17 protein-coding genes are annotated in these 18,841 nt (G+C 68.2%); 9 read left to right on the top strand and 8 right to left on the bottom strand.

The genetic code is table 11. The features are described from left to right. Positions 1–73 precede the first annotated feature (73 nt). A complete protein-coding gene (locus ACFWIX_RS06585) occupies positions 74–688 on the bottom strand; it encodes a carbonic anhydrase (RefSeq protein WP_377215310.1) in 615 nt (204 codons plus the stop codon). A 10-nt stretch (positions 689–698) separates the two neighbouring features. Next, complete coding sequence (locus ACFWIX_RS06590; RefSeq protein ID WP_377215311.1) at positions 699–1,346, bottom strand: DUF4245 domain-containing protein; 648 nt, start codon at positions 1,344–1,346, stop codon at positions 699–701. A gap of 250 nt (positions 1,347–1,596) precedes the next feature. Between ACFWIX_RS06590 and glpX the strand changes: the two genes are divergently transcribed. Then, positions 1,597–2,619 (top strand): class II fructose-bisphosphatase, encoded by a 1,023-nt coding sequence (gene glpX / locus ACFWIX_RS06595; protein ID WP_377215512.1) that lies wholly within the window; start codon positions 1,597–1,599, stop codon positions 2,617–2,619. Positions 2,620–2,719: 100 nt separating this feature from the next. Continuing rightward, positions 2,720–3,754, top strand: a complete 1,035-nt coding sequence (locus tag ACFWIX_RS06600; protein ID WP_377215312.1) for a lipid II:glycine glycyltransferase FemX — start codon at positions 2,720–2,722, stop codon at positions 3,752–3,754. A gap of 13 nt (positions 3,755–3,767) precedes the next feature. Here the strand turns inward: ACFWIX_RS06600 and manA are convergent, their stop codons facing one another. From manA to ACFWIX_RS06620, 4 genes are read right to left on the bottom strand one after another with little or no spacing between them, the layout of a single operon-like run. Further along, complete coding sequence (manA, locus tag ACFWIX_RS06605) at positions 3,768–5,030, bottom strand: mannose-6-phosphate isomerase, class I (RefSeq protein WP_377215313.1); 1,263 nt, start codon at positions 5,028–5,030, stop codon at positions 3,768–3,770. A gap of 32 nt (positions 5,031–5,062) precedes the next feature. Beyond that, the gene (locus tag ACFWIX_RS06610; protein ID WP_377215314.1) at positions 5,063–6,727 is read right to left on the bottom strand and encodes an LCP family protein; all 1,665 of its coding nucleotides are present in this window, start codon (positions 6,725–6,727) and stop codon (positions 5,063–5,065) included. A 10-nt stretch (positions 6,728–6,737) separates the two neighbouring features. Next, entirely contained in the window at positions 6,738–7,313 is a 576-nt protein-coding gene (gene purE / locus ACFWIX_RS06615; RefSeq protein ID WP_377215315.1) for a 5-(carboxyamino)imidazole ribonucleotide mutase, read from the bottom strand. Beyond that, positions 7,310–8,506, bottom strand: a complete 1,197-nt coding sequence (locus ACFWIX_RS06620; RefSeq protein ID WP_377215316.1) for a 5-(carboxyamino)imidazole ribonucleotide synthase — start codon at positions 8,504–8,506, stop codon at positions 7,310–7,312. Before ACFWIX_RS06620 ends, purE begins: the two co-directional genes overlap by 4 nt. Positions 8,507–8,678: 172 nt before the next feature. Here ACFWIX_RS06620 and ACFWIX_RS06625 point away from each other — a divergent pair, with 172 nt between their 5' ends. Then, on the top strand, positions 8,679–9,227 hold the full coding sequence (locus tag ACFWIX_RS06625) for a GtrA family protein (RefSeq protein ID WP_377215317.1): 549 nt from the start codon (positions 8,679–8,681) through the stop codon (positions 9,225–9,227). A 16-nt stretch (positions 9,228–9,243) separates the two neighbouring features. Here ACFWIX_RS06625 and ACFWIX_RS06630 read toward each other — a convergent pair whose 3' ends face one another. After that, complete coding sequence (locus tag ACFWIX_RS06630; RefSeq protein WP_377215318.1) at positions 9,244–9,942, bottom strand: TIGR03089 family protein; 699 nt, start codon at positions 9,940–9,942, stop codon at positions 9,244–9,246. Between the two features lie 302 nt (positions 9,943–10,244). Here ACFWIX_RS06630 and ACFWIX_RS06635 point away from each other — a divergent pair, with 302 nt between their 5' ends. The 3 genes from ACFWIX_RS06635 to ACFWIX_RS06645 are packed head-to-tail and all read left to right on the top strand — an operon-like array spanning position 10,245 to position 15,812. Next, complete coding sequence (locus tag ACFWIX_RS06635; protein ID WP_377215319.1) at positions 10,245–10,775, top strand: WhiB family transcriptional regulator; 531 nt, start codon at positions 10,245–10,247, stop codon at positions 10,773–10,775. A 29-nt stretch (positions 10,776–10,804) separates the two neighbouring features. Further along, a complete protein-coding gene (locus ACFWIX_RS06640) occupies positions 10,805–14,158 on the top strand; it encodes a glycosyltransferase (protein WP_377215320.1) in 3,354 nt (1,117 codons plus the stop codon). Further along, positions 14,151–15,812, top strand: coding sequence for a DUF5719 family protein (locus ACFWIX_RS06645; RefSeq protein ID WP_377215321.1), 1,662 nt, complete (start codon positions 14,151–14,153; stop codon positions 15,810–15,812). The genes ACFWIX_RS06640 and ACFWIX_RS06645 overlap by 8 nt, the downstream gene beginning before the upstream one ends. A 32-nt stretch (positions 15,813–15,844) precedes the next feature. Here the strand turns inward: ACFWIX_RS06645 and ACFWIX_RS06650 are convergent, their stop codons facing one another. Beyond that, entirely contained in the window at positions 15,845–16,357 is a 513-nt protein-coding gene (locus ACFWIX_RS06650) for a metallopeptidase family protein (RefSeq protein WP_377215322.1), read from the bottom strand. A 117-nt stretch (positions 16,358–16,474) separates the two neighbouring features. On the opposite strand from ACFWIX_RS06650, the gene ACFWIX_RS06655 reads away from it, so the two are divergent. From ACFWIX_RS06655 to ahcY, 3 genes are all read left to right on the top strand, one after another. Further along, on the top strand, positions 16,475–16,864 hold the full coding sequence (locus ACFWIX_RS06655) for a DUF3499 domain-containing protein (RefSeq protein WP_377215323.1): 390 nt from the start codon (positions 16,475–16,477) through the stop codon (positions 16,862–16,864). Positions 16,865–16,942: 78 nt separating this feature from the next. Then, positions 16,943–17,200 (top strand): Trm112 family protein, encoded by a 258-nt coding sequence (locus ACFWIX_RS06660; RefSeq protein ID WP_377215324.1) that lies wholly within the window; start codon positions 16,943–16,945, stop codon positions 17,198–17,200. A 126-nt stretch (positions 17,201–17,326) separates the two neighbouring features. Beyond that, complete coding sequence (gene ahcY / locus ACFWIX_RS06665; protein ID WP_377215325.1) at positions 17,327–18,793, top strand: adenosylhomocysteinase; 1,467 nt, start codon at positions 17,327–17,329, stop codon at positions 18,791–18,793. Positions 18,794–18,841 lie beyond the last annotated feature (48 nt).

Raw genomic sequence — 18,841 nt, forward strand, 5'->3', positions numbered from 1 at the left:
GACGCACCCGGGCCGCATCGAAAACCGTGAAGCAGGTGCTGCGGGCGGCCCGACGGACCGCCCGCAGGACTGCCTAGAGCTCGCCGATTCCGGAAACGAGGTGCGCCCGGCCGTCGGCCAGGCTGTAGGAAAGGCCGATCACCGCGGTGCGCCCCTCCCCGATTGCGTCGGAAATCACACGAGAGCTGTCCGCCATGCGCTGGGAGGTCTGCTTGACGTGTTCCACCACCATGTCGTTGACGTCGGTTTCGTCGTTGCGCAGGGAGGTCAGCACGGAGGGCGTGATCCGCTCCACCAGGTCCCGGATGAAGCCGACCGGCATCTCGCCGGTTTCCACGGCAGTCTTTGTGGCCGTCACGGCACCGCAGCTGTCGTGCCCCAGGACCACGATCAGTGGGACGTTCAGGACGCCGACGCTGTACTCCAGGGAGCCGAGGACGGCGTCGTCGATCACCTGGCCGGCGGTGCGAACGACGAAGACGTCGCCCAGGCCGACGTCGAAGATGATTTCAGCGGCAAGCCGGGAGTCCGAGCAGCCGAAGATCACCGCAAACGGGTTCTGGGTTTCCACCAGCGATGAGCGGCGGGAGGCGTTCTGGTTCGGATGCGAGGATTCGCCGTTGACAAAGCGTTCGTTGCCTTCGCGCAGGCGGCGCCAGGCGAGTGCCGGAGTCAGGTAGGTAGTCACCCTGCTTATTTTAGGGCGTGGGGCTGGCCCCGGGGGAACTTATGACGGGCGGGTTGCTGTCCATGGATTCCACGACGGCGTCGGCCAGCACCGCGAATTCGTCAAGTTTGGCCTCGCCGGAGAGGATGACGGTGGTTCCGCGGTAGTCGAGGACCATGGACTTCGCGCCTTTTCCGGTGTCCCGGAGTTCCCAGTCCTGGCCTCCCGCTGCCCGGGTTCCGGTAACGGGGGCGTTGCGGGTCTGCTGCAGGAGCCAGGTGGGGTTGGCTTTGGCAGTCTGCACGAGGCCGATGAAGGACTCCTTCGGGGTGAGGAAGCCCACCTCCCAGGTGGGTACCCCGCTGGCGGTCCCGGCTTCCCAGCGGGCGTAGTTGGGCCGGTACCCGTCGCCGGCCTCCGGCGCGACGGGTGCGAACCCCGCCACGTCGGCGGCATTCCGGGCGGTGGCGGCCACATCGACGTCCGGGCGGTAGCCGTCGGACTTGGGTGCGGGGTTCATGAGCACGATGGGCAGGAAGGCTGCGATGCTCAGCAGGAGGGCAATGCCCATGCCGATCACGGAGGCGTTGGCGCGCTTGGCCGCCGCGGCGGCGATGACGGGCTTGACGGGGGCGGCCGGTCGGGCGGCGTCGGGACCGGTGGGAGCCTTTTCCTGCATATCGTTCACCCTTCTATAGTCGCCCATGCCTCCGCCCAACTCATATTCGGGGTGGCCGGCACGGGCCGCCTGGCCAACGCGGAACGCGGGGGAGGGACGCAGCCCCGCATATTGCGCCGCAGCGTCATCCGGGGAACGGCGGCGGGCGCCCCGACTATGATCGATACCAGAGGAATCACCGCGCTGCTGCACCGGCGGGCGGGTTCAATGATCGCCACTCGAAGAAGAGGTTCACGTGTCACCAGCGTCCATGACCCAGAAGTACTCCACGATCTCACCATCCCTTGCGGTGGGCAATGACGAGCCGGACCGCAACCTTGCCCTCGAGCTCGTCCGCGTCACCGAGGCCGCGGCCATTGCAGGCGGCCACTGGGTGGGCTTCGGCGACAAGAACACCGCCGACGGCGCAGCAGTGGACGCCATGCGCTCTTTCCTGCAGACCGTCCACTTCAACGGCGTCGTGGTTATCGGCGAAGGCGAAAAAGACGAGGCTCCCATGCTGTTCAACGGTGAGCGCGTGGGCGACGGCACGGGCCCCGAGGTGGACGTGGCCGTGGACCCCATCGATGGCACCCGCCTGACCGCGCTGGGCATCAATAACGCGCTTGCCGTCCTGGCGGTGGCAGAGCGCGGTTCCATGTTCGATCCCTCGGCGGTGTTCTACATGGAGAAACTGGTCACCGGTCCTGAAGCCGCGGACATGGTGGACCTCCGCTTGCCCGTGAAGCAGAACCTGCACCTGATTGCCAAGGCCAAGGGGGTCAAGGTCAACCAGCTCAACGTCATGATCCTGGACCGCGACCGGCACCGCCCGCTGGTGGAGGAGATCCGCGAGGCAGGCGCGCGCACCAAGTTCATCATGGACGGTGACGTGGCCGGCGCCATTGCCGCGGTCCGTTCCGGCACCGGCGTGGATGCCCTGATGGGCATCGGCGGCACTCCGGAGGGCATTGTCGCCGCCTGCGCCATCAAGTCGCTGGGCGGCGTCATCCAGGGCCGCCTGTGGCCCACCAGCGACGACGAGAAGCAGAAGGCCATCGACGCCGGCCACGACCTGGACCGCGTACTGTCCACCAACGACCTGGTCTCCAGCGACAATTGCTACTTCGCCGCCACGGGAATCACCGACGGAGACCTGCTCAAGGGTGTCCGCTACCCCAAGGACAAGGTCCTGACCCAGTCCATCGTGATGCGCTCCAAGTCCGGCACCATCCGGTTCGTGGACGGCGAGCACCGCGCGGACAAGTGGGAAGGCTACGCCCGCAAGGCCTGATCCCGGTTGCTCGTTCCACGCGGCACGGCAGCCAGTCCCCGGACGCGCAACGGCGTTGTCCGGGGACTGGCGCGTTAATGCCTGGTATAGGGTTTAATTCATGAATCCTGCTGTTGTCCCCTGTACTGAACGCGCCCTCTGGGATGGCTACGTCGACAAGTTCGAGGGGCACCCGCAGCAGCTATGGGGCTGGGGCGAAACGAAGGCCATGCACGGCTGGTCCGTGGACCGTGTGCTGGTCGAAGACGGGGGCACTACCATCGGCGCCGCCCAGCTGCTCATCCGCCGGCTGCCCGTTCCGTTCCGCGCCCTGGCCTACATCCCGCGTGGGCCCCTGTGTGCGCCCGAGCACACCGGGACAGTCCTGGACCGGCTGGCAGAGCACGCCGCTGTCCGGCACCGTGCGGTGGCCCTGAGCATCGAGCCTGACTGGGACCGGGACTCCGATTTTGCTGCGGCCGTTTCCTCGGCAGGGTTCCGCGGGACGGCTAACACGGTACTGATTCCCCGCACCCTCATCCTGGACCTGACCCGCACGGACGATGAACTGATGGCGGACATGTCCAAATCCACCCGGGCCAACATCCGCAAGGCCATGCGCAGCGACGTGGAGTTCCGGAAGGTCCAGGGCGATGCCGAGCTTGAGCAGGTCCTCGCCGTCTACCACGAGACCGCGGACCGGGCCGGTTTCGGCATCCACGAGGATCAGTACTACCGCGACATCTTCCGGAACATGGGGGATGGGTCACCGATCATCGGAGCGTTCGACGGCGGCCGCCTCCTTGCCTTTGTCTGGCTCGCCAGGAGCGCGGCAACAGCGTTTGAACTGTACGGCGGCGTCTCGGCCGAGGGCCAGAAGCAGCGCGTCAACTACGGCGTCAAGTGGGCTGCGCTGCAGGCCATGCGGGAAGACGGCTGCAAACGCTACGACTTCAACGGGCTGCTCAACGACGGCATCAGCGACTTCAAGAAGCAGTTCGCCAAGCATGAGAACATGCTGATGGGCACCTGGGACAAGCCGCTGTCCCCGTTCTACCCGGCGTACTCCACGGCGATGCCACTGGCGCGCAAGGGACTGCAGGGGGCACGCCGGCTGCTCAAAGCCGCCACCGCCCGGATCCGTCCCGGCCGGTAACTCACCCCGGTACCTACAGGCCGGTGGTCACGGCGAAGGCCAGCGCGGGTTCCGTGCTGCCGGCCGCGAGGTGGACGTTGACTGGCGCCTCGGCCGCAGGCAGGAAGGCGCTGCCGCCCCGCCCGAGTTCCAGGTCGCCCTTGGGGGAATCCAGGTAGACAGCACCGGACACCACGATCACGACGGCAGCTCCGGACTGGGCGAGCGGCACGGGTCCGTCCTCCGGGCTGAGCTCGATCCGCTGGAGCTGGAACTCCTCGAACGGCGGCCGGAAGAGCTCCTGGTCCAGGACGGTGCGTTCGGCGTCGAGCATGGGTACGGCGACTGGCTTGAAATCGATGGTCCGGAGCAGTTCGGGCACGTCAACGAACTTGGGCGTCAAACCGCCGCGCAGCACGTTGTCCGAGGACGCCATGACCTCCACGCCCAGCCCGTGCAGGTATGCGTGCACGTTGCCGGCGGGCAGGTAGACGGCCTCGCCCGGCTGCAGTGAGATGCGGTTGAGCAGCAGGGAGATCAGGACGCCGGGATCGCCCGGGTACTTGCTGTCCAGGTTCACCACGGTGGACAGTTCGGCCTGGTAGGAAGCCAGCGGTGCGCCGGACTTCAGCAGGGACACCACGTGTGAGGTAGCTTCCGCAACGTCTTCCCCGCCCGTGATCAGCCGCCGGAAGGCACGCTGCAGCGCCTCGCTGTCGCCACCCTCGCCGTCACCGCCGCCGGACAGGTCTTCAAGCAGCCCGGACAGCACGACGGGAACCGGAATCCGGGCGGCGCCGAAGGACTGGACCAGGTGCTCAAGGATGCGCCGCGTGGCTGCCGCGGGCCGGAACCCGCACAGCGCCTCGAACGGGGTGAGAGCGAAGATCATTTCCGGCTTGTGGTTGTCGTCGCGGTAGTTGCGGTTGGCGGCGTCGGCGGGCAGGCCGGCGTCGTTCTCCCGGGCGAAACCGGCGCGGGCCTGCTCCAGGCTGGGGTGGACCTGCAGGGACAGCGGTTCCGCGGCTGCCAGCACCTTGGCCAGGAACGGCAGGCGGGGACCGAAGCGCGCCACGGAGTCAGCCCCCAGGAAGTGCTCGGGGTCCCTGCTGATCAGGGCGTCCAACGGGGTGTCGGTACCGTCCTCCGGAACGTGCGCCACGGAGGGCGAGCCGGAATGCGCGCCGATCCAGAGCTCAGCCTCCGGACGCCCTGACTCTGGCCGCCCCAGCAAGGCGGCAATCGCCGTCGTCGATCCCCATGCGTAGTCCCGGAGGACGTTCTCGAGCTGGTACAAGTTCTGTTCCGTTCGCTAGGTGGGTGGGCCGGCTAGAGCGGCGCGCACTGGCCGTTGGTGGCAACGAGCTGGCGGATGGCTTCTTCGTTGCCTTCGCTCTTGAGCTGGTCCAGCATCGCCTCGGTAATGGGTTCGCCGTCCGGCGTGGTGGTCACCGGCGTGAAGTCCGACGGCGGGGGAGACTGCTGCGCGGTGGCCACGTGGGCGGGGCTTCCGGCAGCCGGTCCAAGGCCGGGCGCGCGGAACGCGGCCGCCTGCAGCCGGCCGCCGGGGGTCGCAGGCGCCACGATTCCGTCCCGCGGCGCCGCGGCGGGCTCCGCCCCGGCCGAGGCCGAGGCCAGCAACTCATCCACGCGGCGGTGGATCTCGCCGAAGTCCGGTGTGGTGGAGAAGGACGCGTCAAAGTCCGGCGGGCCGATGGTAAGCCGCTTCACGTCCTGTCCCTTCGCCTTGATGGCAAGGTTCACGAAGCTGCCCAGCTGCGACGAGGAGATGTTGGACTCCACCACCTTGGTTCCGGCGTTGGCGATGTCCTCGAATTTGGCCAGCAGCGTGGTCGGGTCCAGCTGGCGCAGCATGGCCTGCTGGACACACTGCTGCCGCTGGATCCGCGCGTAGTCGTCCACGTATTCGCGGGACCGTCCGTACCAGAGTGCCTGCTCGCCGTTGAGGGTCTGCTCGCCCGCGGGGATCCAGCCGAGCGGTTTGCCGTGGGTCTGGGTGTAGTCGTCAAAGTAGCCGCTCATGGGTACCCAGCCACCGGCTTTGATGCGGATTCCGCCCATGGCGTCGATGAGGGAGGAGAACCCTTCCATGTCCACCAGCACGAAGGCCTGCACGGTCAGGCCCAGAGTTCCGGAGACCGCCTCCAGCGTGGCCTGCGCGCCGGGGTCGGCTACACCGGGGTAGAGGTCCGTGTGTTCGTTGGTGACCTCGGTGTTGATCGCGTTGATCAGGCATTCGTCGCCGCAGTTGTACCCCTCAGGGTAGATTTCGCGCATGGGCGATCCCTCGGCGAACTGGGCGTTCTGCAGGTTGCGGGGGACGGAGATGATGGCGGTCTGGCCGGTCTCGGCATCAACGCTGAGCACCGAGAGGCTGTCCGGCCGGCGGCCGGTGCGGTCCTCGCCGGCGTCGCCGCCCATCATCAGGAAGTTGTAGCGGCCATCCACCGGATCGATGGCCGGTCCGGACGAGAAGATGCTGCCGATGGCGTTCCGGCTGACGTTGAGCAGGTAGGCCGCGTAGCCGAGCGATCCGCTGCCCAGGACCATGGCCAAAACCAGGGAAACCACGACGGCGGGACGCATCGGCGGCCTGAGCAGCACAGGGCGGATGATCCGCAGCGTGTTGATGAACAGCACTGTCCAGCCGGCGGCCAAGGCCGCGAGGACCACGATGATCGCCAGTGATGCCACCGGGTTGCTCAGGATGTTGATGAACAGCGAACGGTTGACCAGGAGGAGCAACAAGGCCAGGATGAGCACGGCCCAGGCGGCGAGCGTTACGCGCAGCGCGGCCCGCCCCAGCCGGCGGTCACCGGCCACCAGCTGTGCGCTGCCGGGTACCAGGAGCGTCATGAGGACCAGGAGGAAGGCCCGCTTGGTGCGGACGGGCGCCGAGGCGCTGACCGGGTAGCGGACCGGATCCGTCATGCCGGTATCGGACGCGGAGTGCGGGACCTTGCTGCTGGACATGGGCGGGGTCCTAATGGCTGCCCCGGAGGCCGTTGCCTTCGGCGAAGACCTCGCTGACTTTCTGGCGGAGGCTTGCACCCTTGCGGCCGGCCACGGCGTTGAGGTCGGCGGCGAACTCCTGCAGGTCAGCGCGCAGGGAGCCCGCGAGTTCATCAGTGCCCGAAGCCAGCATCCGGACGGCGAGCAGGCCCGCATTGCGCGCGCCCCCGATGGAGACCGTGGCCACCGGCACCCCCGCAGGCATCTGCACGATGGACAGCAGGGAGTCCATGCCGTCCAGGGTCTTGAGGGGAACAGGAACGCCGATCACGGGCAACGGGGTGACACTGGCCAGCATGCCAGGCAGGTGGGCGGCGCCGCCGGCCCCCGCGATGATGACGCGCAGGCCGCGCTCGTGGGCGGTCTGGCCGTAACGGATCATCTCGGTGGGCATCCGGTGGGCAGAGACCACATCTGCTTCGAAGGGAACGCCGAACTCAGCCAGCGCTTCGGCTGCGGCTTCCATGACAGGCCAGTCGGAGTCGGACCCCATGACGAGTCCTACCAGCGGAGCGGCTGCGGAGTTTCCGGCGGCCTGGGGGTTCATGCGTTCTCCTCGAAAGTTGCTGCCGGTTCTTCTGCCGGGACCCGGCCGTCCCGGATGATGCCCGCCACCATGGCGGCGCGGTGGCGGACCGCGTCGACGTCCGCCGTCGACGGCCCGGCCAGGTTGACGTGGCCGATCTTCCGGCCCGGACGGACGGACTTGCCGTAGCAGTGCACCTTGGCCGCGGGCTCCGCGGCCAAGGCAGCGGGGTAGGCGGCAAACAGGTCCTGGTTGCCGCCGCCCAGGAAGTTCTTCATGACGACGACGGGGGCCAGGATGTCCGTGGCGCCCAGCGGAAGGTTCAGGACTGCGCGCAGGTGTTGTTCGAACTGGCTGGTGACCGAGCCGTCCTGGGTCCAGTGGCCGGTGTTGTGCGGCCGCATGGCGAGCTCGTTGACGAGGAAGCCGGCGCCGGAGCCAGGGGTTTCGAACAGCTCCACGGCCAGCACACCGGTCACGCCCAGCTCCGCGGCAATGCGCAGGGCGGCGTCCTCTGCGGCCGCGGCAACTTCCACCGGAATGTCCAGGGCGGGGGCGATGACCTCGTCGCACACGCCGTCCACCTGGATGGTGTGGACCACGGGCCAGGCCCGGGCCTCGCCGTCCGGGGTACGGGCCACCAACGCAGACAGTTCCCGGGTGAACTCCACCTTGGCCTCGGCCAGCAGCGGACTCATGGCCTCAAACCAGTCCACGGTGTCCGCTGCGTCCTCTGCGGAAGAGACAATGCGGACACCCTTGCCGTCGTAGCCGCCGCGGGGCGTCTTCAGTACCACGGGCCAGCCGATGGCCTCGCCGAAGGCGACCAGGGCGGCGACGTCGGCCACCGAGGCCCACTCGGGGTTCGGCAGTTCCAGCCGGTCGATCGCTGCCCGCATGACCAGCTTGTCCTGGGCGTGCACCAGGGCGTCGGGGCCGGGCTGGATGTTGACGCCGGCTTCCTGCAGCGCCCGCAGGTGCGCGGTGGGAACATGTTCGTGGTCGAACGTCATGACGTCCAAGCCCTGCGAAAACTCAAGGAGGGTCTGCAGGTCCTTGTAGTCGCCCACGGGCGAGGAGGACACTGCGGAGACCGCGGAAACATCGTCGCCTTCGGCAAGGACACGCAGCTCGAAGCCAAGAGCCGTAGCTGCCGGGGCCATCATTCGGGCGAGCTGTCCGCCGCCAACCACACCTATCACTGGAAAAGTCACATGGGCCAGCCTACCCAAGAGTGCCGGTTTCCCGCCTTCCGGGAACAGCAATGCCGCGGAATTTCCGCAGGGCGCTCCTGCAGCGCCGCTTTGTCGGGGCTGTCCCCGGGTTTGGGGGCTAAAATGGGCCTTCGGCCTAGTGGCCCTTTAGTTCGTACGGCCATGGAGGGTCATGTTTAGCTCACTTGCAGATCGGGTCCGGGGCCTTGCCTCGCTTTTTTGGCGCGAGGTGGCCAAGTTCGGTGCCGTCGGCGGTGTGGCGTTCGTCATTGATAACGGCCTGACCTACTACCTGATGCACGGGCCGATGTCGGACAGTGAAGCCAAGGCGCGCTTTGTCGGCGCGTCCGTGGCCACCATCTTTTCCTGGATCGCCAACAGGCTGTGGACCTTCCGGCACCGCCGCCAGGCCAACGTGGCGCGCGAGTTCCTGATGTTCGTGCTGATTAACGGCATCGGAATCGGCATTTCCACCGGCTTTACCGCGCTGGCCAAGTACGGCATGGGAATTACGGACAAGAACATGCTGTTCTTCGCCGGAGTGGCAGGCATCCTGGTGGCCACCGTGGTGCGGTTCTTCGCCTACCGCTTCCTGGTGTTTAACAACGAACTGGACGCCGAGCCCGAGTTCTCCCACGACCACGAACTCATTGAACTGCACCCGCACCGCGAGCACGCAGCGGCCGCCGAATCCCAGACCGGTGTGGAGGAGACCCGCTGACTTGCGGGATATGGCCTTAGCTACCGTGGATGCGTTCGGCAGTCAGCAGCTTGTCCGTCAATGCCACGTCTGCATGGGTGAGCACCACTGAACCCTCGCGCTCCCAGGCGCCAAGGGCATTGGCCAGCGCCGGTTCCAGGCCGTCCGCGGCCGCTACATGGAGCCTCGCGCCGTCTTCGTGCCCGGCAGCGAAACCGGCCAGCAGGTCCCGGTGCCGGTACTCGGTGCCGTCCGCGCCCATCAGCGCCCGCGAATCGGGGTCCGGGTCCGAATGCGCCATGAACACGTCCCCGTGGGAGCGCACTTCCGCGGCGTAATCAAGGCACCCGGCCGCAAGCTCACCCGGCCAGCGCATGGCAAGCGCGGGAAGCGCGACGGCGATAACGGCCTCGTGCGTCCCGTCTGCTGCCTCGGGGCGGCTGGTGGCCAGGAACTCGGCTTCTCCGCCACCGAGCACGGTTTCCAGCCCAACCTGCCAGCCGGCCAAGGCCCACACCAGGGCCTTCCAATGCGCGGGCAGGTCCAGCCGGAGGCGCATCCCGGGTTCTGCATCCAGTTCGTCCTGCAGGAGGTTGGCGGTCTTGGCCACCCAGTTGTCCAGCACCCGCCCGGAGAGCTCCACCCGCTCGGAGTCCGGCCCGTACCAGGTCAGCCGTGGTGCGGTGGAGTTGCCCGAACGGAGCCGGGCCATGAGGTCTCTCGCGGGAATAGTCATGGTCCCATCCTGCCACCCGTCCCGGGCGGGGTCACGGCACGGGAGCGGGGAATTTGCGCATCCCGCGGGGTGTGATCTTAGTCTCATCCGCTGACGGCCCGGGCCAGCCGGTCGACGCGCCGACAAAGTCCGGGCGTGGCGTGCATCCGTAAATGGGGAGGCATTGATTATTATCCCGGGACGGCTTGACTCGCCCTAGTTACACACGTGTAATTAGAGATCTAAGGCAACTGCCTAATTGCCGGCACACAACCGAGTGTCCACGCAGAAGGGCAAGCGCCGCAACACAGGAGGGTCGCCACATGGGGCAGGCAGAGCTTATCCAGGAAGATGCCGCAGTAGCCGGTCAGGCCACGGCAAAATACCGGGCGCGGGGGGTGCCGGGGGATTGGTATATCGATCCCGCCGACCCCCACGCTGCCGAGCGGTTCAACAGGAGCGCGGGAGGGGCCCTGGAAGACCAGGCCACAGCGTTCCTGGCCGCCCACGAGGCCTTCCTGGACGGAGGCGATGAACCGGAGGACCATCTGGATCCGCCCATGGAGCTTGCCTCAGGCGCGGGCCAGCCCGTGTGGATCGGGCTGCCGCTCCAACAGGATTTCGACGATGAAGGCGAACTTGGCTGGCAGACCGACGCACTGTGCGCCCAGACGGACCCGGAGGCGTTCTTCCCCGAAAAGGGAGGGTCCACCCGCGACGCCAAGAAGGTTTGCGGCGCATGCAACGTCCGCTCGCAGTGCCTGGAATACGCCCTGGCCAACGACGAGCGGTTCGGCATTTGGGGAGGCCTGTCCGAGCGTGAACGCCGGCGGCTGAGAAAGCGAGCACTCTAATTCACCAGGAAGTACACGTTACCGCCGTTGTGGTCGCACACAACGGCAGTGACTATCTCCCCAGAACACTGGCAGCCCTGGCGGACCAGACGCGTTCGGTGGACCGTGCCATCGGCGTGGACGCCGCGTCCTCGGATGATTCGCTGCTCCTCCTGGAACAGTCGCTCGGGCGGCCGAACGTCATCAGCACTTCCCGCGCCAAGGGCGGCATGGGCGCGGCCGTTTCCGCCGGGCTCTCTGCCCTCGCCCCCTGGTCCGGCACGCCTGAGGCGCGCGCCGAATGGATCTGGCTGCTCCACGACGACGCCGCGCCGCACCCTGACGCCCTTGCAGAGCTGCTGGGCGCCGTCGAACGTGCACCGTCGGTTACGGTAGCCGGCTGCAAGCAGCTTGACTGGCATGTGGCGCGCCGCCTGGTCGACGTCGGACTCTCCACCAGCCGCTGGGCGGAACGCCTGACCCTCATCGATGCCGAGGAAATGGACCAGGGCCAGTACGACGGCCGGAGCGACACCTTTGCCGTGAACTCGGCGGGCATGCTGGTGCGCCGCGACGTCTGGGAACAGCTCGGAGGCTTCGACCCTGCGCTGCCGGGCAGCGGCGACGACGTCGATTTCTGCTGGCGCAACCGCCTCGCCGGGCACCGGGTGGTGGTGGTGCCCAGCGCCCGGATGTACCACGTGGCCCATCGCCCCCACGGCCTGGGCAATCCCGCGGCTGCAAGGAAGGCCCAAATCCACCTGCGGCTCAAGCATGCGCCGCTGTGGATGGTTCCCGTGCATGCCGCGGGCGCATTCATCGGCAGCCTGGTCCGCCTGGTCTTTGGCGTGCTGGTCAAGGAGCCCGGACACGGGTTTGGCCAGATGCTCGCCACCTGGGCTGCGCTGGGCCGTCCCCGCGCCATCGTCAGGGCCCGCGCTGCCGCACGCAGGACGCGGCGGATCCGGCGCTCGGTGATCCGCAAACTGCAGACGCCCCGCCGCGAGGTATGGAGCCACAGGCGCTCGCTGGTGGAAGCCTTCGGCTCGGACACGGCGGGCGACGACCTCGAACAGGATCCCCTGGCGCTGCAGCCCAGCGGTGACTCCTCTGATGACTTCGCGGCTCTGGCCACCACCCGGCGGGGCTGGGTGGGAAACGGCGCCATCGCAGCCGCCGGCATCGCTGCAGTGGCGTCGGCGCTGGCCTTGGGCGGCCTTTTCCGCGCCGAGGCGGCCTCCGGCGGCGCCCTGATTCCCGCGTCCGCGGGCCTTGGGGAGATCTGGCACCACGCCTCAAGCTGGTGGGTCAGCCTCGGGTCCGGGCTGCCGGGCCACGGGGATCCGTTCGGTTACGTGCTGTGGCTGCTGGGGGTGCTGGGCGGCGGTGACGCCAACGCGGCGCTCGTGTGGCTGTTGCTCCTGGGCGCGCCACTGTCCGCTCTGACAGCCTGGTTCGCCGCCGGAGCGCTCACCCGGCGCCGCCGGCTCCGCTTGGTGGCCGCGCTGTTTTGGGCGGCTGCCCCGGCGCTGCAGGTGGCACTGAACCAAGGACGTGTCGGGGCCCTGATTGCCCACGTGCTGCTTCCGCTGCTTGTCCTGGCGCTCCTCCGGGCGACGGGATCAGTCGCCGGGCACGGCCGGTTTGCGCTGTCCGCGGCCGAGCCGCCTCCAGTTAAGCCCGGGGTCAACGGCACTCCGTCCTGGACGGCCGCGGCCGCTGCCGGCCTGGTCCTCGCCGTCGTTACGGCGTCGGCGCCATCGCTCCTCCTGCCCTCGGTGGCGGTGATCGCCTTGTGCGGCGCCGCACTCCGCCGCCGCGGTCGGACCCTGTGGTGGGCGCTGCTGCCCGCTGCAGCTTTGTTCATTCCATTCGGACTGTCCGTGCTGGACCGGCCGCGCGCGCTCCTGGCCGATCCCGGACTGCCCCTGGACTTCGCAGCGGCACCACTCTGGCAGCAGATGCTGGGACAGCCGCTGGAGTTCAATCCCGCGGCCGGGCTGCGCGGGCTCCCGCTGTTCCCGGACGGCGGGACGCCGTGGGCGCTCATCCTGGCACTTCTGGTGGGCCTGCCCATGCTGGTCTTTGCCGTGGCGGGACTCTTCGTTCCCAGCCGGCGATCGCTCCTGGCCCGGGCACTCTGGGTGGCCGGGGCCGTCTTCCTGGCTGGCGGATGGCTGGCCGGCCACGTCGCCACCGGGCTTAACGCCGACGCGCTGGTGGTGCCTTTTACCGGCCCGGCTGTTTCTGCCACCGCGGCGGCGCTGCTCGGTGCTGCCCTGATCGGAGCGGAGCACCTGCTGGCCAGGGCACACAGGTTCGACCACCCAGGCCGGCGCCGGCTCGCGGCCAAATCCGCAGTGGCACTGGCGACGATTGCCCTCGTGGCAGGTCCGGTGGCCGGCATGGCGGCGTGGTCCGCCCAAAGTCTCCTCCGTCCGCAGAGCGCCGCCGCAGTGCCGGACCCCGCGGCTCCAGAGACTGCCGTCCAGCAGCCCGAGGCCACGCCGGCGGACTCGGGTCCAGGTCCGCTGGGAGCCGCGCCCCTGGTGGAGGCTTCCGGTACCAGGACGCTTCCGGCCACGGCTATCGACAGGGGCGCCGGCAGGGAACAGACACGCACCCTGCTGATCAGGTCCCGGCAGGACGGCGGGTTTGAAGCCAGCCTGGCCAACGGAGCCGGAACCCGCCTGGACAGCCTTTCCACCGTCGCGGCGGCACGGAACATCATCGGTGCCCCGGGTTCGGAAACGGTGCGCGAGGACGACGCCGCCACTGCTGCCCTTCGAAGGGTGGTGGCCACCCTTGTGGCGGGCCAGGGCGTGGATCCGCGCAAGGACCTGGAACAGCTTGGCGCCGGTTTCGTGGTGCTGCGGTCGGCGGATACCGCCGCACAGTTGACGGCGAGCCGCCTGGATGCGGTTCCCGGCCTCGCCGCCGTAGGCCAGACGGACGTGGGCTGGTTGTGGCGGGTCACGCCGCTGAACCAGCCGGCCCTGCAACCGGCGGACATCACCCACCGGGTCCGGATCGTGGACGCCGAAGGCGCTGCGGTGGCCCTGGTGCCGTCAGGTACACAGGGGGTGGACGCACCGGTAGCGAAGGGTCCGGAAGGGCGCCTGGTGGTGCTGGCCGAGCGTGCCGACCCCGGCTGGAGCGCCTGGCTGGACGGTCGAAGGCTGACCGCCACCACCTCGGGCTGGTCCCAGGCCTTTACCCTGCCGCCGTCCGGCGGTCAGCTCACCATCAGCTACCAGAACCCGTGGGCCGTGTGGTCCGCCATAGGCCAGGGCGTCGTGATCGGCCTGACCGTGCTGCTCGCCATCCCCATGCCTGCCCGGCGCGTCAGGACCGGGCTGTCCCGGGATGAGGGCTCCCTGCGTAAGGAACACCAGAATGCATGAGCAGACCGACGCCCACGTGGCAGCGCAGAACAGCCCGGAACCCGTCGAAACGCCGGCCAAGCCTAAAGAAAAGGCAAGGGGCGAAAAGCGGGGGCGGAAGGCCGTCGTCGGAAGCGTGGCCTCGGCCCTGCTGGTCCTCGCCGGTGCCGGGGCTGTGGTGGCCGCTGGCTCGGTCCTGCCTCCGACGGCATCCAGCCGAACCGTGCCCCCCGCTGCAGCGGCCGTCCCGGCCGGGGCAACCCAGGGGGTCTGCGCCGGCCCCGCGCGCCTGCTTGAAGGCACCGAAGCAGGTACGGACCCACAGTTCAGTCCCGAATCGGCCACTGCCGCCACGTCCGTGACCGGCGCCGTGCTGAGCTCTGCGGGGGCGGTGCCGCCCAGCCGCCTGGCGGGGCTCGACGGGAAGACCGCCGTAGAACTGGCCAAGTCTGGTGAGAAGGCCCCGGAAGAAGGCGCGCAGAAACTCCTGGCCGGCGTGGTGGCCGCCCGCCCGGTCACCGGTCCCACAGTGCTGAGCGCTGATCCGCTGGCCAACCAACAGGCGTCGGCGGCCGGAGCCATGAAGTTTTCCGCCACGGACGGCGACCTCCAGGGCACCGCTGCGGCGAACTGCCTCAGGCCGTCGAACGACCAATGGCTCGCAGGGGCCAGCACCACCATCGGCCGCACCTCCGTGCTGGTCCTGACGAACGCCTCCTCAACCCCGGCAACGGTCAACCTGGAACTCTTCGGTAAAGCAGGCCGTATCCAGGCCCCCGGCAGCCGCGGCCTGCTGGTGGCCCCCAACACGACACGGTCCGTAGTCCTGGCAGGCTTGGCGCCCGCCGAAGCCCAGCTTGCCGTGCACGTGCGCAGCACTGGCGGCCCTGTGGCAGCCCTCATCCAGCAGAGCACCCTGCGCGGACTCACTCCTGGTGGCCTCGACTTCATCGCGCCGGGCGCAGCGCCCGCAGTGCGCCAGGTCATGCCGGGCGTGGACATCCAGGACCCGGCAGCAGTGGACTCGCTGCTGGGGAACGCCGGATATGAAGACGCGGGTCCTGTCCTGCAGTTGACCGTCCCGGGCCCGTCCGACGCCGTCGTGGAGGTCAAACTGCTGGGGCCGGACGGGGAGAAGGCGCTGCCCTCAGGGGGAGTCGTAACGGCCAAAGCCGGAGCAGTCACCGAGGTTTCGCTCGCCGGTGTCCCGGCCGGCCAGTACACCGTTTCCGCGTCTTCCGACGTGTCCTTCGTGGCCACCGCCCGGATGGCGCGCGGGCTGAAGGCGGGCGGCGCCTCGGACATGGCATGGGCCCCGTCGGGGCTGCGGCTGGGGAGCCAGCATGTGGTCTCCGTTCCGGCCGGCGGCACGCGGCGCCTGGTGTTCGGGGTCCTGGACACGCGGGCTACCATCACTTACGCAGCTATCACTGCGGACGGCAAAGTGCATGCGCCCGCATCGGCTGACATTGCCGGCGGGACGACGGCGGCGGTCACCGTGCCGGAGAAAGTTGGCGGCTCCGGAGTGCTCGGCTACGTGGTCTCGGCATCGGGCGACGCCGCCTACGGGGCCGTGCTCATGTACGGCGCGGACGGTCGCAATGATATTTCCGCGCTGGGCTTGCTCCCGGCCGCGGCGGGCCAGGAAACCGTACCAGTGACCGTGGGCTACTGAGTGGTCCGTGAGCCGGCTGTCGTCCGCCGCCTTCAGTAGCGGCGACGGTACACAGGGTCCAGGGTTTCAGGGGCGACGCCGAGCATTTCGGCGGTGTACTCGACCACCACGTCATGCACCAGGTCCTGGAGTTCCTCCACGCTGGAGCACGCCTGTTCCACCACCCGGCGGTACACCGTGATCATGGGACCGTCGCCGGCCGAAGCCGGGGTGTAGGCGCCCATCGGCGCCGTGGCGGAATCCGCCGCCAGCCGTTCCAGGTCCGGGGGGATTTCGTCCACGCCAAACCGCACGCCGTCCAGCGTCCTGCCCCAGATGTCGTGGAGGCGCTGGGCTGAATCGAGGACCAAGTCGTCAAACCGGTCCGAGCGAGTCCGGTAACCGGGGTGGGTGGGAAGCATGATTTCGCCGCGCAGGCCGCGGCCGTGGCGGTTGCGCCTCCGCCGGGCAAAGCTCCGGACCTGGCCGGCAGCTCCCGGATCCTTGCCGGCATCCGGGTCAGCCAACCGGACCGTAAAGCGTGATTCATGGTTCGATGACTGCATACATTGACTGTAAACCCGGCCGCAGCTTTGCGCGATATACGGGCCCGCAACCATACCGGGCGGTTCCGGAGCGGCAATGCACGCCATTGCCGGCTGCAGGCAGTACGCTGGGATGTCGTGGGAGCTATCCGTCAGTGTTCAAGATCTGCCTGCCGCCAGTCAGCGGTGGCCACTCTGACGTATGTCTACGCAGACTCCACCGCCGTCCTGGGACCGCTCGCCACCTACGCCGAACCGCATTGTTACGATTTGTGCGCCCAGCACGCCGACTCATTGACCGTGCCACGTGGCTGGGAAGTGATGCGCCTGGCCATGCCCACCACCCCGCAGCAGCCAGGCCCGGACGACCTCTTGGCCCTCGCCAACGCGGTCCGCGACGCGGCCGCCCGCCCTGCCCGGGCCCCGGAACCCCAGGTGCAGCGCGGAGGTCAGGCGGCCATCGACGGCCCCGCCGCCCAGGATGGCGCCCGGCGCGGCCACCTCCGGGTATTGCGCGAACCTTCCTGATGCCCTCGTGACGGTAGGCTGGAAGGTGAACACCATTCCGCTACCGGCGCGAGCGCGCCCGTCTGGGAGCACGAAGAAATGCCAAAGATCATGCCTGCACTCCTCTCCGTCCTGCGATGCCCCGTGACCGGCTCAGCGCTGGTCCAGGAGGGAGAAGAGCTGGTAGCCACGGCGGCCGACTCCTCAGGCAACAAGCCCCGCTATGCCATCGAGGACGGCATTCCGCTGCTCCTGCCGCCCGAACTCATGGCAGCGGCGAGTACCGCCGGCTCTGACCAGCACGACGCTGCCTCCACAGGCATCTCCGGCACGGACCCGGCCGCCGGCACGGCCTAGCCGCGATCCCGGTTTGGACGGCCAGGCCCAACCCGCGCCCAGCCAGCCTTCCCGCACACCCAGGTGCCGCCGTCGGCATCAAAACCCCGGCCGGAGCACGCGCCGGGCCGAACAAAGGACCCACCCATGGCTTTTGACTACAAAGTTGCCGACATCTCCTTGGCCGAGGCCGGCCGGCACCAAATCCGCCTGGCTGAGCACGAGATGCCCGGCCTGATGTCCCTGCGCGAAGAGTTCGGCCCCACCCAGCCGCTCCAGGGTGCCCGGATTGCCGGCTCACTGCACATGACCGTGCAGACCGCTGTGCTGATCGAAACACTCACGGCACTGGGGGCTGAGGTCCGCTGGGCCTCCTGCAACATTTTTTCCACCCAGGATGACGCCGCGGCCGCCGTCGTGGTGGGCAAGGGAACGCCTGAGGACCCGCAGGGTGTTCCTGTTTTCGCCTGGAAGGGCGAGACACTGGAGGAGTACTGGTGGACTGCCGAGCAGATCCTGACCTGGCCGGGCGCCGACACCAACCCCGAACTGGGACCGAACATGATCCTGGACGACGGCGGCGACGCCACCATGCTGGTGCACAAGGGCGTGGAGTTCGAGGCGGCCGGAAATGTGCCGGCAGCCGCCCCTGAGGACTCTGCCGAATACGCCGTCTTCCTTGACGTCATCCGCCGCTCGCTGGCAACGGACCCGCAGAAGTGGACCCGGACGGCCGCCACGATCAAGGGCGTCACGGAAGAGACCACCACAGGCGTACACCGCCTGTACCAGCTGGCGGAACAGGGCAAGCTGCTGTTCCCGGCCATCAACGTCAACGACTCCGTCACCAAGAGCAAGTTCGACAACAAGTACGGCATCCGCCACTCGCTGCCGGACGGCATTAACCGCGCCACCGACGTCCTCATGGGCGGCAAGGTCGCCGTCGTCTGCGGTTACGGCGACGTGGGTAAGGGCGCCGCCGAGGCGCTGCGCGGCCAGGGCTCGCGGGTCATCGTCACCGAAATCGACCCCATCTGCGCGCTCCAGGCCGCCATGGACGGCTACCAGGTTGCCCGTCTCGAATCCGTGCTGGCCCAGGGCGACATCTTCATCACCACCACCGGTAACAAGGATGTCATCATGGCCGAACACATGGCCGGGATGAAGAACAAGGCCATCGTCGGCAACATCGGTCACTTCGACAACGAGATCGACATGGCCGGCCTGGCCCGGATCCCTGGTGTCAAGAAGGTGGAGATCAAGCCCCAGGTCCACGAATGGGTGTTCGAGGAAGGCACGGACGCCGAAAGGTCCATCATCGTCCTTTCCGAAGGCCGCCTCCTGAACCTGGGCAACGCCACCGGGCACCCGTCGTTCGTGATGAGCAACTCCTTCGCGAACCAGACCATCGCCCAGATCGAGCTGTGGACCAAGAAGGACCAGGGCGAGTACCGCCACGAGGTCTACGTCCTGCCCAAGGTCCTGGACGAGAAGGTGGCCCGGCTGCACCTGGACGCCCTGGGCGTGGAACTGACTGAACTTAGCAAGGACCAGGCAGAGTACCTGGACATCGACGTTGCCGGCCCTTACAAGCCCGAACATTATCGTTACTAAGAAGTGAGTGACCCGGGTGCAATGTGCACCCGGGTTGTTACTTTCAGC

Source organism: Pseudarthrobacter sp. NPDC058362 (assembly GCF_042723515.1).
GTDB lineage: Bacteria > Actinomycetota > Actinomycetes > Actinomycetales > Micrococcaceae > Arthrobacter.

Bases quoted from the DNA above. Each gene is read 5' to 3' on its own strand.
- ACFWIX_RS06590 (WP_377215311.1), bottom strand. From the start codon at position 1,346: ATGCAGGAAAAGGCTCCCACCGGTCCCGACGCCGCCCGACCGGCCGCC.
- glpX (WP_377215512.1), top strand. From the start codon at position 1,597: ATGACCCAGAAGTACTCCACGATCTCACCATCCCTTGCGGTGGGCAAT.
- ACFWIX_RS06600 (WP_377215312.1), top strand. From the start codon at position 2,720: ATGAATCCTGCTGTTGTCCCCTGTACTGAACGCGCCCTCTGGGATGGC.
- ACFWIX_RS06610 (WP_377215314.1), bottom strand. From the start codon at position 6,727: ATGTCCAGCAGCAAGGTCCCGCACTCCGCGTCCGATACCGGCATGACG.
- purE (WP_377215315.1), bottom strand. From the start codon at position 7,313: ATGAACCCCCAGGCCGCCGGAAACTCCGCAGCCGCTCCGCTGGTAGGA.
- ACFWIX_RS06625 (WP_377215317.1), top strand. From the start codon at position 8,679: ATGTTTAGCTCACTTGCAGATCGGGTCCGGGGCCTTGCCTCGCTTTTT.
- ACFWIX_RS06630 (WP_377215318.1), bottom strand. From the start codon at position 9,942: ATGACTATTCCCGCGAGAGACCTCATGGCCCGGCTCCGTTCGGGCAAC.
- ACFWIX_RS06635 (WP_377215319.1), top strand. From the start codon at position 10,245: ATGGGGCAGGCAGAGCTTATCCAGGAAGATGCCGCAGTAGCCGGTCAG.
- ACFWIX_RS06645 (WP_377215321.1), top strand. From the start codon at position 14,151: ATGCATGAGCAGACCGACGCCCACGTGGCAGCGCAGAACAGCCCGGAA.
- ACFWIX_RS06650 (WP_377215322.1), bottom strand. From the start codon at position 16,357: ATGCAGTCATCGAACCATGAATCACGCTTTACGGTCCGGTTGGCTGAC.
- ACFWIX_RS06660 (WP_377215324.1), top strand. From the start codon at position 16,943: ATGCCAAAGATCATGCCTGCACTCCTCTCCGTCCTGCGATGCCCCGTG.
- ahcY (WP_377215325.1), top strand. From the start codon at position 17,327: ATGGCTTTTGACTACAAAGTTGCCGACATCTCCTTGGCCGAGGCCGGC.